This window comes from Streptomyces sp. V4I23 (assembly GCF_030817975.1).
Lineage (GTDB): Bacteria > Actinomycetota > Actinomycetes > Streptomycetales > Streptomycetaceae > Streptomyces.
In genome coordinates, this window is record NZ_JAUSZW010000004.1 from 6,041,224 (window position 1) to 6,056,261 (window position 15,038).

Here is a 15,038-nt window from a genome sequence, read left to right on the forward strand (position 1 = left end):
GCTCGCCGGCGTCGAAACCCGGCGTACCAACGAGGAGATCGGTTTCGTGACGATCCGCGTAGGCATCAACGGCTTCGGCCGCATCGGTCGTAACTACTTCCGCGCGCTGCTGGAGCAGGGTGCAGACATCGAGATCGTGGCTGTCAACGACCTGGGTGACACCGCGACCACGGCCCACCTGCTGAAGTACGACACCATTCTCGGCCGTCTCAAGGCCGACGTGTCCCACACCGCCGACACGATCACCGTCGACGGCCACACCATCAAGGTGCTCTCCGAGCGCAACCCCGCCGACATCCCGTGGGGCGAGCTGGGCGTCGACATCGTCATCGAGTCGACCGGCATCTTCACCAAGAAGGCCGACGCCGAGAAGCACATCGCCGGTGGCGCCAAGAAGGTCCTGATCTCCGCCCCCGCCAGCGGCGAGGACATCACCATCGTGATGGGTGTCAACCAGGACAAGTACGAGCCGGCCAACCACCACGTCATCTCCAACGCCTCCTGCACCACCAACTGCGTGGCGCCGATGGCCAAGGTCCTGGACGAGAACTTCGGCATCGTCAAGGGCATGATGACGACGGTCCACGCGTACACGAACGACCAGCGCATCCTGGACTTCCCGCACAAGGACCTGCGCCGCGCCCGTGCCGCCGCGGAGAACATCATCCCGACCTCGACCGGTGCCGCCAAGGCCACCGCCCTGGTCCTCCCGCAGCTCAAGGGCAAGCTGGACGGCATCGCCATGCGCGTCCCGGTCCCCACGGGCTCCGTCACCGACCTCGTCCTCGAGCTGGACCGCGAGGTCACCAAGGACGAGATCAACACCGCCTTCCAGAAGGCCGCCGAGGGCCAGCTGCAGGGCGTCCTGGAGTACACCGAGGACCCGATCGTCTCCTCGGACATCGTGAACTGGCCGGCCTCCTGCACCTTCGACTCCTCCCTGACCATGGTCCAGGGCAAGCAGGTCAAGGTCGTCGGCTGGTACGACAACGAGTGGGGCTACTCCAACCGCCTCGTCGACCTGACGGTCTTCGTCGGCAACCAGCTCTGATCAGTACTCTCTGATCCGAACTGCAACGAGAGCACCAAGATGTGAGTGGCAGGGCTCGGGCAGCGCGACGCAGCGCCCGAGCCCTGCCGCGCGTGCAGAGCCCTTCGAGGAGTCGCAGAACATGAAGACCATCGACCAGCTGCTGGCCGACGGGGTCACGGGCAAGCGGGTATTCGTCCGCGCCGACCTCAACGTCCCGCTCGACGGCACCACCATCACCGACGACGGGGCGCATCCGCGCCGTCCAGCCGACGATCGCGAAGCTCGCCGAGGCCGGCGCGCGTGTCGTCGTCGCCTCGCACCTCGGCCGCCCCAAGGGCGCCCCGGACCCCGCCTTCTCGCTCGCCCCCGCCGCGGCGCGGCTCGGCGAACTGCTCGGGACCGACGTCGCCTTCGCGACCGACACGGTCGGCGAGTCCGCCCAGGCGGTCGTGGCGGGCCTGGCCGACGGCCAGGTCGCGGTCCTCGAGAACCTCCGCTTCAACGCCGGCGAGACCTCCAAGGACGACGCCGAGCGCGGCGCGTTCGCGGACCGGCTCGCCGCCCTCGCGGACCTCTACGTCGGCGACGGCTTCGGCGCCGTGCACCGCAAGCACGCCTCCGTCTACGACCTCCCGGCCCGGCTGCCGCACGCCGCCGGCTACCTCATCGCCACCGAGGTCGGCGTCCTGAAGAAGCTCACCGACGAGGTGAAGCGGCCGTACGTCGTCGTCCTCGGCGGTGCCAAGGTCTCCGACAAGCTCGCGGTCATCGACCAGCTCCTCGGCAAGGCCGACCGTCTGCTCATCGGCGGCGGCATGGCCTACACCTTCCTCAAGGCCAAGGGCTACGAGGTCGGCATCTCCCTCCTCCAGGAGGACCAGATCCCGACCGTCACCGAGTACATGGAGCGCGCCGAGAAGAACGGCGTCGAGCTCGTCCTTCCGGTCGACGTCCTGGCCGCCTCGGAGTTCCCCGACCTGAAGACCAAGGCCCCGGCCGACTTCATCACGGTCGACGCCGACAAGATCCCCTCCGACCAGGAGGGCCTCGACATCGGCCCGAAGACCCGCGAGCTGTACGCTGCCAAGATCGCCGATGCCGAGACCGTCTTCTGGAACGGTCCGCTGGGCGTCTTCGAGCACCCCGACTACGCGGGCGGCACCCGCGCGGTCGCCCAGGCCCTCGTCGACAGCTCCGCCTTCACCGTCGTCGGCGGCGGCGACTCGGCCGCCGCCGTGCGCACGCTCGGCTTCGACGAGAACGCATTCGGCCACATTTCGACCGGCGGTGGCGCGAGCCTCGAGTACCTCGAGGGCAAGACGCTTCCCGGCCTCGCCGCACTGGAGGACTGAAAACCTGTGAGCACTCGCACCCCGCTGATGGCGGGCAACTGGAAGATGAACCTCAACCACCTCGAGGCCATCGCCCACGTCCAGAAGCTCGCCTTCGCGCTCAATGACAAGGACTACGACGCCGTCGAGGTCGCCGTCCTGGCGCCCTTCACCGACCTGCGGTCCGTGCAGACCCTGGTCGACGGCGACAAGCTCAAGATCAAGTACGGCGCCCAGGACATCTCCGCGCACGACTCCGGCGCCTACACGGGCGAGATCTCGGGCCCGATGCTGGCCAAGCTGAAGTGCGCCTACGTCGCCGTGGGCCACTCCGAGCGCCGCCAGTACCACGCCGAGACCGACGAGATCTGCAACGCCAAGGTGAAGGCCGCGTACAGGCACGGCCTGACCCCGATCCTGTGCGTCGGCGAGGGCCTGGACGTCCGCAAGGCCGGCAACCAGGTCGAGTACACGCTCGCCCAGCTCGACGGCGGTCTGAAGGACGTCCCGGCCGAGCAGGCCGAGTCCATCGTGATCGCGTACGAGCCGGTGTGGGCCATCGGCACCGGCGAGGTCGCCACGCCCGAGGACGCGCAGGAGGTCTGCGGGGCCATTCGCGGCCGTCTCGCGGAGCTGTACGGCCAGGAGCTGGCCGACAAGGTCCGCATCCAGTACGGCGGCTCGGTGAAGGCCGGGAATGTCGCCGCGATCATGGCTCAGCCCGACGTCGACGGCGCCCTGGTGGGCGGCGCGGCGCTGGACGCGGACGAGTTCGTCAAGATCGTCCGCTTCCGCGACCAGTGAGCGACAGGTGAGCGACCGGTGAGTATGCGCTAGCGCGGATCCGGCGTACCCTTGCGGGGGCCGAGGCTCACAGTGCCACTCTGCGGCTCCGCCGCGTGGCGAGCCCGGCCCCCGCAGTACATATCGGTGTCAGTCCTGATCAGTCCGAGGAAGTTGGTCCAGCCGTGGTTATGGGGTTCTCGATCGCCCTGATCGTCTTCAGCCTGCTGCTGATGCTGCTGGTGCTGATGCACAAGGGGAAGGGCGGCGGCCTCTCCGACATGTTCGGTGGCGGCATGCAGTCGTCCGTCGGCGGCTCGTCGGTCGCCGAGCGCAACCTCGACCGCATCACCGTCGTGGTCGGTCTGCTGTGGTTCGCGTGCATTGTCGTACTTGGCCTGCTGGTGAAGCTGGACAGCTGACCCGTCTCTTTTCCCGTCCCGGCCTGGGGTGTAACTCCAAACACTGGACGAGCGTTGGGCCTTACGTAGACTGGGGCACTCGCGGCGCAGCCGCTGTGAGACGCTGTGCAGCACCATCACGCAGGGAGTTACGACCGTGGCAAGTGGCAACGCGATCCGGGGGAGCCGGGTCGGAGCGGGGCCGATGGGCGAGGCAGAGCGGGGCGAGTCCGCACCGCGCCTCCGCATCTCCTTCTGGTGCTCCAACGGGCACGAGACGCAGCCGAGCTTCGCCAGTGACGCACAGGTCCCCGACACCTGGGACTGCCCGCGGTGCGGGTTCCCGGCAGGCCAGGACCGGGACAACCCGCCGGACCCGCCGCGTACCGAGCCGTACAAGACGCACCTCGCGTACGTGCGCGAGCGGCGCAGCGACGCGGACGGCGAGGCGATCCTCGCGGAGGCGCTCGCCAAACTGCGGGGCGAGATCTAGACGTTGAGTCCGGCCGGCACCGAGGGGTGCCGGCCGGACTTCGTCGTTCCGAGCCCTGGCCCGGCCGCTTCTCGCCGTCCCGCGTCCCGCTGACACGTCATCCGCCCGCCTGATCAATTAGGTTGGAGACGCAGCGGGGCATGCAGGCAGGTACGAGAAGAAGTGGGCTGATGTCCGAGATGAACGCAGAACGTCCTACGAGGCTCCACCAGATGTCGCCATGGGTCGCTCTCGGCAAGCACCGCGAGCAGTTGGGCGACACCCACCTGCGGGAGCTCTTCGCCGCCGACGCCGGGCGCGGCAGCGGGTACACCCTCCAGGTCGGTGATCTGTACCTCGACTACTCCAAGCACCTCGTCACCGACGAGACGCTGGCGCTGCTGCGCGAGCTGGCCGGGGCCACCGGAGTGTTCGAGCTGCGCGACGCCATGTTCCGCGGCGAGAAGATCAACACCACCGAGGACCGCGCGGTCCTGCACACCGCGCTGCGCGCCTCGCGCGACGCCGTCATCGAGGTCGACGGCGAGAACGTGGTCCCCGCCGTGCACGCCGTGCTCGACAAGATGGCCGCCTTCTCCGACCGGATCCGCTCCGGCGAGTGGACCGGCCACACCGGAAAGCGCATCCGGAACGTGGTCAACATCGGCATCGGCGGCTCCGACCTCGGTCCCGCGATGGCGTACGAGGCGCTCCGCTCCTACACCGCACGTGACCTGACGTTCCGTTTCGTCTCCAACGTCGACGGGGCCGACCTCCACGAGGCCGTGCGCGACCTCGACCCGGCCGAGACGCTGTTCATCGTCGCGTCCAAGACCTTCACCACGATCGAGACCATCACCAACGCCACCTCCGCGCGCAACTGGCTGCTCACCGAGCTGGGCGCCGGCCAGGAGGCCGTCGCCGAGCACTTCGCCGCCCTGTCGACGAACGCGGAGAAGGTCGCCGACTTCGGCATCGACACGGCGAACATGTTCGAGTTCTGGGACTGGGTCGGCGGCCGCTACTCGTACGACTCCGCCATCGGTCTCTCCCTCATGATCGCCATCGGCCCGGACCGCTTCCGGGAGATGCTGGACGGTTTCCGCCTCGTCGACGAGCACTTCCGCACCGCCCCCGCCGAGGCCAACGCGCCGCTGCTGCTCGGACTGTTGGGCGTCTGGTACGGGGCCTTCTTCGACGCCCAGTCGCACGCGGTCCTGCCGTACTCGCACTACCTGTCCAAGTTCACCGCGTACCTCCAGCAGCTGGACATGGAGTCCAACGGCAAGTCCGTCGACCGCGACGGCAACCCCGTCGACTGGCAGACCGGCCCCGTCGTCTGGGGCACGCCCGGCACCAATGGCCAGCACGCCTACTACCAGTTGATCCACCAGGGCACGAAGGTCATCCCGGCGGACTTCATCGGCTTCGCCCGGCCCGTCGGCGACCTGCAGCCCGGTCTGGTCGCGCAGCACGACCTGCTCATGGCCAACTTCTTCGCGCAGACGCAGGCCCTGGCCTTCGGCAAGACGCCCGAGGAGGTGCGGGCGGAGGGTGTCCCGGAGGAGCTGGTGCCGCACAAGACCTTCCGCGGCAACCACCCCACCACCACGATCCTCGCGGACGAGCTGACCCCCTCCGTGCTGGGCCAGCTCATCGCCCTGTACGAGCACAAGGTCTTCGTCCAGGGCGCCGTATGGAACATCGACTCCTTCGACCAGTGGGGTGTCGAACTCGGCAAGGTCCTCGCCAAGAAGATCGAGCCCGTCCTGACGGAGGGCAGGGGCGGCGAGCAGCTCGACAGTTCGACCGCCACGCTGGCCGCCCGGTACCGGGCACTGCGCGGCCGCTGAGCCGATGCGGGGGGAGAACGCGGTGCGGCTGCGGCCGCCGGAGAACCGGCTGAACGAACGCGTCGTCGGCTGGTGGCGTACGCAGTGCCTGCTGACGACGGCCGTCCCCGTGGCCGTCATGGGCGTCCTGGGCGCGGTCATCGAGCCCGCACGCGCCTGGCTGTGGGGACCGGCCGCCGCGGTGGCCGTCATGGGCCTCACCGGCACCGCGTTCCTCCCCGCCTGGTGGTACCGGGTGCATCGCTGGGAGGTCACCGACGAGGCGGTGTACGTGCGCACGGGCGCCCTGTGGCAGGAATGGCGGATCGCCCCGATGTCCCGTATCCAGACAGTGGACACGGTCCGTGGGCCGCTGGAACAGGCGTTCCGGCTCGCCACGGTGACCGTCACGACCGCCTCCTCCAAAGGGGCGATCAGGATCGAGGGGCTCGACCACGAGCTCGCCGCGGACCTCGCCGAGCGGCTGACCCGGATCACCCAGGCGACGCCCGGGGACGCGACATGAGCGAGCCCGGCGGGCCGGACGGCGAGTGGCGCCGGATGGACGGGCGTACGGTCCTCGTCAGCGCCCTGGTGACGGCGGGCGTCGCCGGCGGAGCCGCACTGCCCGCCCTGTTCGGCCTGCTGGGCGGCATACCGCTGTGGCAGGCCCTCGGCTGGGTGTTGGCCGGCGCCGTCCTGCTCGTCGCCGTCGCCACCGGCGCCGACTACGTCCGCTGGCGCCGGACCCGCTACCGCGTCGGACCCGAACGCGCCGAGCTCCACACCGGCCTGCTGCTCGTCAAACGACGCTCCCTGGCCCGCGAGCGCATCCGCAGCGTCGACCTCACCGCCGGCGTCCTGCTGCGCGTCCTCGGCCTCGTCCGGGTACGGATAGGCACGGGCGAACAGACCGGCGGCGGCGAGTCCACGCTGGAACTGGACGCCGTCTCCCGGGCGGAGGCCGAACGGCTGCGCACGCACCTGCTGGCCCGCACCGCCGCGCCGGCGGCGGACCCCTCGGCCGACGGCGTCCTCGCCGCCCTCGACCCCGCCTGGATCCGGTACGCGCCGGTCTCCTTCGTCGCCCCGCTGCTCGGCGGCGCGGCGGCCGGCGCCGTGTTGCAGGTCAGCGAGTGGTTCGGTGCCCAGGCCGAGGTCATCCACTGGATATGGGGACGCTTCCGGGACACCCCGCTGGTCTGGATGATCGTCGTGCTCGCCGGTGCGGCGATCGTCACGGGCGTCGTGGGCGCGCTGGGCCTCTGGACCGAGATGTGGTGGAACTACCGTCTGGAGCGCGAACCGGGCGGGACCCTGCACGTGCGGCGGGGCCTGCTCACCGCCCGCTCGACGTCGATCGAGGAACGGCGCCTGCGCGGGGTCGACCTCGTCGAGCCGCTGGGCGTGCGGCTGATCGGAGCGGCCCGCCTGGACGCGGTGGCCACCGGGCTCGTCAAGGACGGCGAGGACGAACACGCCGACCGCCGGACCCTGCTGCCGGCGGTGCCGCGGGCGCTCGCCGACGAGGTGGCGGCGCGCGTGCTGCGCGAGCCCGTCGTCCCGACCGCCGCGTCGCCGCTGACACCGCATCCCCCCGCCGCCCGCGGCAGGCGGCTGCGCTGGGCCCTGACAGGGGCGCTGCTCCCGGCCCTCGTCCTGGCGCTGCTGGGGTGGTGGCTCACGCCGGTGCTGGTGTGGATCGCGGCAGGCTGGACGGCTGCGGCGGTCCCGGTGTCGCTGCTGCTCGCGCTCGACGCGTACCGGAGCCTGGGCCACGGCATCGCGGGGGCGTACCTGCTGACCCGCTCGGGCACGGTACGGCGCAGCACGGTGGCGCTGCAGAGGTCGGGGGTGATCGGCTGGACCGTCCGGCAGTCCGTCTTCCAGCGTCGCGCGGGCCTGATCACGCTGACGGCGACGACGGCGGCGGGCGCGGGGGCGTACGACGTGCGGGACGCGGGGGAGGGGGAGGGGCTGGTGTTCGCGGCGGAGGCGGTGCCGGGGGTGCTGGAGCCGTTCCTGCGCGGCGGGCCGGGCTGACGGGGGCGCGGCCCGAGAGTGCGGCGTGCTTGCGGGGCTCTGCCCCGGCCCCGCGCCTCAATCGCCGGCGGGGCTGGAAGCGTCCGCCGTGCCGCGACGCCGACGGGGCTGAGGCGGGGCGACGGGCTGGACTTGCCGTGCTGCGGCGAATCCAGCCCGTCCGGGGGCTCTCCCATGGCCGCGACACCGCGCGAAGCGCGGTGCGGGGCCCGGGGCTAGGCCGAGGCCGGTGGGTACAGCGCGCGCGGTAGTTGGGACGCCGCCGCCGCGTCCAGCAGCCACAGCGTGCGGGCCCTGCCGTACGCTCCCGCCGCCGGCGCCTGGATCTCGCCCGCGCCCGACAGCGCGATCTGGACCGCCTTCGCCTTGTCCTCGCCCGCCGCGAGCAGCCACACCTCGCGCGCCGCGCGGATCGCGGGGAGCGTGAGCGAGACACGCGTCGGCGGCGGCTTCGGCGCCCCGTGGACGCCGACCACCGTGCGCTCCGTCTCGCGGACCGCGGGCAGTTCGGGGAACAGCGACGCCACGTGAGTGTCGGGTCCCACCCCCAGCATCAGCACGTCGAACGTCGGCACCGGTCCGTGGTCCTCCGGCCCGGCCGCCGAGGCCAGTTCGGCCGCGTAGGCCGCGGCCGCGGCGTCCACGTCCGAGCCGTACGGCCCGTCCGACGCCGGCATGGCGTGCACCCGCGCCGGGTCCACCGGGACCCTGTCCAGCAGGGCCTCACGGGCCTGCGTGACATTGCGCTCCGGGTCGCCGTCCGGCAGGAAGCGCTCGTCGCCCCACCACAGGTCGAGCCGCGACCAGTCGATCGCGTCCCGCGCGGGGGACGAACTCAGCGCGGCCAGCAGGCCGTTGCCGTTGCGGCCGCCCGTCAGGACCACCGACGCCGACCCGCGGGCGGCCTGGGCGTCCACGATCCTCGTGATCAGCCGGGCCGCCGCGGCCTGCGCCATCAGTTCCTTGTCGCGGTGCACGACCAGCTGCGGCGCGCTCACTTCGCCGCCGCCTTCTTCGCCGGAGCGGCCTTCTTCGAGGGCGCCGCCTTCTTCTCCGCCGGGGCGGCCTGCTCGGCCGGGGCGGCCTGCTCGGCCGGGGCGGCCTCGGCCGCCGAAGCCACCTCCGCCACCGGATCGCTCAGCCGGTGCACCCCGTACCGCAGCGCCGACGCGTACGTGTCGTCCGGGTCGAGCCGCCGCAGTTCCTCCGCGATCAGCTCTGCCGTCTCACGCCGCTTGAGCGCCACCGCGCGGTCGGGCTGGCCGTGGATGGACAGGGTCGCGAGCGACCCGTCCGGCCGGTCCAGCACGATCGGCCCGCAGGTGGATTCCATCCGGACCGAGGTGAGGCCGGGACCCGCCGAAAGCGACCGCTTCACCGGGACGTCCAGCCGGTCCGCGAGCCACATGGCCAGCAGTTCGCAGCTCGGGTTGAACTCCTCGCCCTCCACCTCGACCGACGTCACCTTGCAGGTGACCTGGTCCAGAGCGGCCGCGAGCATCGAGCGCCACGGCGTGATCCGGGTCCAGGACAGGTCGGTGTCACCGGGGCTGTACGCATCGGCGCGGGCGGTGAGCTCGTGCACCGGGTGCTCGGCCGCGTACGTGTCGGTCACGCGACGCTGAGCCAGCGCGCCCAGCGGGTCGGACGCCGGGTCGGTCGGCGCGTTCACCGGCCACCAGACGACGACGGGCGCGTCGGGCAGCAGCAGCGGGAGCACCACGGACTGCGCGTGGTCGGTCACCTCTCCGTACAGGCGGAGGATCACCGTCTCGCCGGTACCGGCGTCGGCGCCGACGCGGACCTCCGCGTCGAGCCGTGCCTTGGCGCGGTCGCGCGGGGAGCGCGAGACGCGCTTGATGACGACGAGGGTGCGCGAGGGGTGCTCACGCGACGCCTCGTTGGCGGCCTTGAGCGCGTCGTAGGCGTTCTCCTCGTCGGTGACGATGACGAGGGTGAGCACCATGCCGACGGCAGGAGTGCCGATCGCGCGACGACCCTGCACCAACGCCTTGTTGATCTTGCTGGCCGTGGTGTCCGTGAGGTCGATCTTCATGGCCGGCGCCAGCTCCGTCCGTCTCGTGCGAGCATCTCGTCCGCCTCGGTGGGCCCCCAGGTACCCGCGGGGTACTGCGCGGGCTTGCCATTCGTGTCCCAGAACTGCTCGATCGGGTCGAGGATCTTCCAGGACAGCTCGACCTCCTCGACCCGGGGGAAGAGGTTGGAGTCGCCGAGCAGGACGTCGAGAATGAGGCGTTCGTACGCCTCGGGGCTGGACTCGGTGAACGACTCGCCGTAGGCGAAGTCCATCGAGACGTCCCGTACCTCCATGGAGGTGCCGGGCACCTTGGAACCGAAGCGCAGGGTCACGCCCTCGTCCGGCTGCACGCGGATGACCAGGGCGTTCTGGCCCAGCTCCTCCGTGGCCGTGGAGTCGAACGGGGAGTGCGGGGCGCGCTGGAAGACGACCGCGATCTCGGTGACGCGGCGGCCCAGCCGCTTGCCGGTGCGCAGGTAGAAGGGGACGCCCGCCCAGCGGCGGTTGTCGATCTCCAGCTTGATCGCGGCGTACGTGTCGGTCTTCGACGCGGGGTCGATTCCGTCTTCCTGGAGGTAGCCGACGGCCTTCTCGCCGCCCTGCCAGCCGGCCGCGTACTGGGCGCGGACCGTGCTGGCGGCCAGGTCCTTGGGCAGCTTGACCGCGCCCAGCACCTTGGTCTTCTCGGCCGCGAGCGCGTCCGCGTCGAAGGAGGCGGGCTCCTCCATGGCGGTCAGCGCGAGCAGCTGGAGGAGGTGGTTCTGGATGACGTCACGGGCGGCGCCGATGCCGTCGTAGTAGCCGGCGCGGCCGCCGATGCCGATGTCCTCGGCCATCGTGATCTGCACGTGGTCCACGTACGAGCGGTTCCATATCGGCTCGAACAGCGTGTTCGCGAACCGCAGCGCCAGGATGTTCTGGACGGTCTCCTTGCCCAGGTAGTGGTCGATCCGGAAGACCTCGTTGGGCGGGAAGACCTCGTGGACGACCTGGTTGAGCTCCTTGGCGGAGGCCAGGTCGTGACCGAACGGCTTCTCGATGACCGCGCGGCGCCAGGAGCCTTCCGTCTGGTCCGCGAGGCCGTGCTTCTTCAGCTGCTGCACGACCTTGGGGAAGAACTTCGGCGGCACGGACAGGTAGAACGCGAAGTTCCCACCAGTGCCCTGCACCTTGTCCAAGTCCTCGATGGTCGACTTCAGCTGCTCGAAGGCGTCGTCGTCGTCGAAGGTGCCCTGCACGAAGCGCATGCCCTGGCTCAGCTGCTGCCAGACCTCCTCACGGAACGGCGTGCGCGCGTGCTCCTTGACCGCGTCGTGGACCTCCTGGGCGAAGTCCTCGTCCTGCCACTCGCGACGGGCGAAGCCGATGAGCGAGAAGCCCGGCGGCAGCAGCCCCCGGTTGGCGAGGTCGTAGACGGCGGGCATCAGCTTCTTGCGGGACAGGTCCCCGGTGACGCCGAAGATGACCAGGCCCGACGGCCCCGCGATACGCGGGAGCCGTCGGTCTGCAGCATCACGGAGCGGGTTGGCTCCGCCAATACCGGACAAGGTAGGTCAGCCCTCCGACGGTGCGAGGCGCTTGAGCTCGGCCTCGGTCGACTTCAGCAGGTCGTTCCAGGACGCCTCGAACTTGTCGACGCCCTCGTCCTCGAGGAGCTGGACGACGTCGTCGTAGGCGATGCCCAGCTTCTCGACCGCGTCGAGGTCGGCGCGGGCCTGCTCGTAGGTGCCGCGGACCGTGTCGCCGGTGATCTGGCCGTGGTCGGCCGTCGCGTCGAGCGTGGCCTCCGGCATGGTGTTGACCGTGCCGTGCGCGACCAGCTCGTCGACGTACAGCGTGTCCTTGTACGCCTTGTCCTTGACACCCGTCGAGGCCCACAGCGGACGCTGCTTGTTGGCCTGCGCCTTGTCGAGCGCGGCCCAGCGGTCGCTGCCGAACACCTCCTCGAACGCCTGGTAGGCGAGGCGGGCGTTGGCCAGAGCGGCCTTGCCGCGGGCATCCTTGGCCTCGGGGGTGCCCAGGGCGTCCAGGCGCTTGTCGATCTCGGTGTCCACGCGGGACACGAAGAAGGACGCCACCGAGTGGATCCTGGACAGGTCCAGGCCGCGCTCCTTGGCCTTCTCCAGACCGGCCAGGTAGGCGTCCATGACCTCGCGGTAACGCTCCAGCGAGAAGATCAGCGTCACGTTCACGCTGATGCCGAGGCCGATGACCTCGGTGATCGCCGGCAGACCCGCCTTGGTGGCCGGGATCTTGATGAGCGTGTTCGGGCGGTCCACCAGCCACGCCAGCTGCTTGGCCTCGGCCACCGTCGCCTTGGTGTTGTGCGCCAGGCGCGGGTCGACCTCGATGGAGACCCGGCCGTCCTGGCCGTCGGTCGCGTCGAAGACCGGGCGCAGGATGTCCGCCGCGTCGCGCACGTCCGCCGTGGTGATCATGCGGATGGCTTCCTCGACCGTCACCTTGCGGGCGGCGAGGTCCTCCAGCTGCTGGTCGTAGCCGTGACCCTCCGAGATCGCCTTCTGGAAGATCGACGGGTTGGTGGTGACACCGACGACGTGCTGCTGGTCGATCAGCTCGGCGAGGTTGCCGGAGGTGATCCGGGTGCGGGACAGGTCGTCCAGCCAGATCGCCACGCCTTCGTCGGAGAGGCGCTTGAGTGCGTCTGTCATGAGAGTTGCATCTCCTACTTGTCGTATACCGGCGTCAGCGCGCGGCGGCTTCGATCGATTCCCGCGCGGCGGCGGCGACCGCGTCCGCGGTGAAACCGAACTCGCGGAAGAGGACCTTGCCGTCGGCCGAGGCACCGAAGTGCTCCAGCGAGACGATGCGTCCTGCGTCGCCGACGTAGCGGTGCCAGGTCAGGCCGATACCGGCCTCGACCGCGACGCGCGCCTTGACCGACGGAGGAAGCACCGCGTCCCGGTACCCCTGGTCCTGCTCCTCGAACCACTCGACGGACGGCATCGAGACCACCCGGGTCGGCACACCGGCGGCCTGGAGCTGCTCGCGGGCCTCGACGGCCAGCTGCACCTCGGAGCCCGTACCGATCAGCACGACCTGCGGCTCGCCGCCGTCCGCCTCGAACAGCACATAGCCGCCCTTGGCCGCGTCCTCGTTGCGCTCGTACGTCGGCACGCCCTGGCGGGTCAGCGCGAGGCCGTGCGGGGCGCCGACGCCGAACTCCTTGGTGTACCGCCTGAGGATCTCGCGCCACGCGATCGCGGTCTCGTTGGCGTCGGCCGGGCGCACGATGTTCAGGCCCGGGATGGCGCGCAGCGAGGCCAGGTGCTCGACCGGCTGGTGGGTCGGGCCGTCCTCGCCGAGACCGATCGAGTCGTGCGTCCACACATAGGTGACCGGCAGGTGCATCAGCGCGGACAGGCGCACCGCGTTGCGCATGTAGTCGGAGAACACCAGGAAGGTGCCGCCGTAGATGCGGGTGTTGCCGTGCAGCGCGATGCCGTTCATGACCGCGGCCATGGCGTGCTCACGGATGCCGAAGTGCACGGTGCGGCCGTACGGGTCGGCCTCCGGCAGCGGGTTGTCCGCGGGCAGGAACGACGACGTCTTGTCGATGGTCGTGTTGTTCGAACCGGCCAGGTCGGCCGAGCCGCCCCACAGCTCGGGCACGACCGCGCCCAGCGCCTGGAGGATCTTGCCCGAGGCGGCGCGGGTGGCGACACCCTTGCCCGTCTCGAACTCGGGCAGCTTCTCCTCCCAGCCCTCGGGCAGCTCGCCGGCCCGGATGCGGTCGAACTCCGCGGCGCGCTGCGGGTTGGCAGTGCGCCACGCGGCGAACGCCTTCTCCCACTCGCCGCGCGCCTCGCGGCCGCGGTCGAGCGCGCCCCGGGTGTGCGCGATGACCTCGTCGGAGACCTCGAAGTGCTGCTCCGGGTCGAAGCCCATGACGCGCTTGGTGGCCGCGATCTCGTCCTCGCCCAGCGCCGAGCCGTGCGCGGCCTCGGTGTTCTGCGCGTTCGGGGCGGGCCAGGCGATGATCGAGCGCATCGCGATGAACGACGGCCGGTCCGTGACGGCCTTGGCGGCCTCGATCGCCGCGTACAGGGCGGCCGGGTCCAGGTCGCCGTTCTCCTTCGGCTCCACGCGCTGCACGTGCCAGCCGTAGGCCTCGTACCGCTTCATGGTGTCTTCGGAGATCGCGGTCTCGGTGTCGCCCTCGATCGAGATGTGGTTGTCGTCCCACAGCAGGATCAGGTTGCCGAGCCTCTGGTGACCCGCGAGCGAGGACGCCTCCGCCGAGATGCCCTCCTGGAGGCAGCCGTCACCGGCGATCGCGTACACGAAGTGGTCGAACGGCGAGGTGCCCGGGGCGGCCTCGGGGTCGAACAGACCACGCTCGTAGCGGGCGGCCATCGCCATGCCCACGGCGTTGGCGACACCCTGGCCGAGCGGGCCGGTCGTCGTCTCGACACCGGTGGTGTGCCCGTACTCCGGGTGGCCCGGGGTCTTGCTGCCCCAGGTGCGGAACGCCTTGAGGTCGTCCAGCTCCAGGCCGAAGCCGGCCAGGTACAGCTGGATGTAGAGGGTCAGGGACGAGTGGCCCGCGGACAGCACGAACCGGTCGCGCCCGGTCCAGTCGGCATCCGCCGGGTCGTGCCGCATCACCTTCTGGAAGAGGGTGTACGCGGCCGGCGCCAGGCTCATGGCCGTACCCGGATGGCCGTTGCCGACCTTCTGTACGGAATCCATGGCCAGGACGCGGACGGTGTCGACTGCCCGCTGGTCCACTGCGGTCCACTCGAGGTCTGTGGTGGTCGGCTTGGTGCTCACCCTGGGTCAGGGCTCCTCTCCACATGTCGAATCCCGGTGACGAGGGGTGCACCGGGCGCTGTCGAGCCTACCTTCGCAGCAATGCGCTCTTCTGCGAGAGCGCGTCTCACGAGATGGGTCGGACATTGTCAGAGTGCGGGTCCGGCATGCCGTTCGCCTGTCGGGCCTGTATACGCGAGGCGTCGGGGACGGACTCAACACGTGCCCACCCCGGCGAAGATCGGCCTGTGGGCAACGTCTAGAGTGGCGTGGTACGCGCAAGTCTTCACGGGTCTTCACGCCCCCATCGCCCTTCGGACATGGGAGGTCCT

The 15,038-nt window shown here is 70.6% G+C and carries 12 protein-coding genes and 1 pseudogene; 8 read left to right on the forward strand and 5 right to left on the reverse strand.

Annotation, left to right across the window (positions count from 1 at the left end):
• Nucleotides 1–46 precede the first annotated feature (46 nt).
• The 8 genes and pseudogenes from gap (at nt 47) to QFZ82_RS29745 (ending at nt 7,895) form a co-directional block, all read left to right on the forward strand.
• Complete coding sequence (gap, locus tag QFZ82_RS29710; protein WP_307716065.1) at nt 47–1,051, forward strand: type I glyceraldehyde-3-phosphate dehydrogenase; 1,005 nt, start codon at nt 47–49, stop codon at nt 1,049–1,051.
• A 121-nt stretch (nt 1,052–1,172) separates the two neighbouring features.
• A pseudogene (gene pgk, locus QFZ82_RS29715) lies at nt 1,173–2,385 on the forward strand (phosphoglycerate kinase).
• A 6-nt stretch (nt 2,386–2,391) separates the two neighbouring features.
• Nucleotides 2,392–3,168, forward strand: coding sequence for a triose-phosphate isomerase (gene tpiA / locus QFZ82_RS29720; RefSeq protein WP_307716066.1), 777 nt, complete (start codon nt 2,392–2,394; stop codon nt 3,166–3,168).
• A gap of 170 nt (nt 3,169–3,338) precedes the next feature.
• Nucleotides 3,339–3,569, forward strand: coding sequence for a preprotein translocase subunit SecG (gene secG / locus QFZ82_RS29725; protein ID WP_177148920.1), 231 nt, complete (start codon nt 3,339–3,341; stop codon nt 3,567–3,569).
• Nucleotides 3,570–3,705: 136 nt separating this feature from the next.
• A complete protein-coding gene (locus tag QFZ82_RS29730; protein ID WP_003957010.1) occupies nt 3,706–4,041 on the forward strand; it encodes an RNA polymerase-binding protein RbpA in 336 nt (111 codons plus the stop codon).
• Nucleotides 4,042–4,211: 170 nt separating this feature from the next.
• A complete protein-coding gene (gene pgi / locus QFZ82_RS29735) occupies nt 4,212–5,873 on the forward strand; it encodes a glucose-6-phosphate isomerase (RefSeq protein WP_373429346.1) in 1,662 nt (553 codons plus the stop codon).
• 4 nt (nt 5,874–5,877) lie between these two features.
• A complete protein-coding gene (locus tag QFZ82_RS29740) occupies nt 5,878–6,378 on the forward strand; it encodes a PH domain-containing protein (RefSeq protein WP_307716067.1) in 501 nt (166 codons plus the stop codon).
• Nucleotides 6,375–7,895 (forward strand): PH domain-containing protein, encoded by a 1,521-nt coding sequence (locus tag QFZ82_RS29745; RefSeq protein WP_307716068.1) that lies wholly within the window; start codon nt 6,375–6,377, stop codon nt 7,893–7,895. The genes QFZ82_RS29740 and QFZ82_RS29745 overlap by 4 nt, the downstream gene beginning before the upstream one ends.
• Nucleotides 7,896–8,110: 215 nt before the next feature.
• Here QFZ82_RS29745 and pgl read toward each other — a convergent pair whose 3' ends face one another.
• From pgl to tkt, 5 genes are read right to left on the reverse strand one after another with little or no spacing between them, the layout of a single operon-like run.
• Nucleotides 8,111–8,893 carry a 6-phosphogluconolactonase gene (pgl, locus tag QFZ82_RS29750; protein ID WP_307716069.1) on the reverse strand — a complete coding sequence of 261 codons (783 nt, stop codon included), beginning with the start codon at nt 8,891–8,893 and terminating at the stop codon, nt 8,111–8,113.
• A complete protein-coding gene (gene opcA, locus QFZ82_RS29755; protein ID WP_307716070.1) occupies nt 8,890–9,951 on the reverse strand; it encodes a glucose-6-phosphate dehydrogenase assembly protein OpcA in 1,062 nt (353 codons plus the stop codon). The genes pgl and opcA overlap by 4 nt, the downstream gene beginning before the upstream one ends.
• Entirely contained in the window at nt 9,948–11,471 is a 1,524-nt protein-coding gene (gene zwf / locus QFZ82_RS29760; RefSeq protein ID WP_373429451.1) for a glucose-6-phosphate dehydrogenase, read from the reverse strand. Before zwf ends, opcA begins: the two co-directional genes overlap by 4 nt.
• 15 nt (nt 11,472–11,486) lie before the next feature.
• Entirely contained in the window at nt 11,487–12,605 is a 1,119-nt protein-coding gene (gene tal, locus QFZ82_RS29765; protein WP_307716072.1) for a transaldolase, read from the reverse strand.
• A 34-nt stretch (nt 12,606–12,639) separates the two neighbouring features.
• Complete coding sequence (tkt, locus tag QFZ82_RS29770; RefSeq protein ID WP_307716073.1) at nt 12,640–14,727, reverse strand: transketolase; 2,088 nt, start codon at nt 14,725–14,727, stop codon at nt 12,640–12,642.
• Nucleotides 14,728–15,038 lie beyond the last annotated feature (311 nt).

Bases quoted from the DNA above. Each gene is read 5' to 3' on its own strand.
- pgi (WP_373429346.1), top strand. From the start codon at position 4,212: ATGTCCGAGATGAACGCAGAACGTCCTACGAGGCTCCACCAGATGTCG.
- opcA (WP_307716070.1), bottom strand. From the start codon at position 9,951: ATGAAGATCGACCTCACGGACACCACGGCCAGCAAGATCAACAAGGCG.
- QFZ82_RS29745 (WP_307716068.1), top strand. From the start codon at position 6,375: ATGAGCGAGCCCGGCGGGCCGGACGGCGAGTGGCGCCGGATGGACGGG.
- secG (WP_177148920.1), top strand. From the start codon at position 3,339: ATGGGGTTCTCGATCGCCCTGATCGTCTTCAGCCTGCTGCTGATGCTG.
- QFZ82_RS29740 (WP_307716067.1), top strand. From the start codon at position 5,878: ATGCGGGGGGAGAACGCGGTGCGGCTGCGGCCGCCGGAGAACCGGCTG.
- tal (WP_307716072.1), bottom strand. From the start codon at position 12,605: ATGACAGACGCACTCAAGCGCCTCTCCGACGAAGGCGTGGCGATCTGG.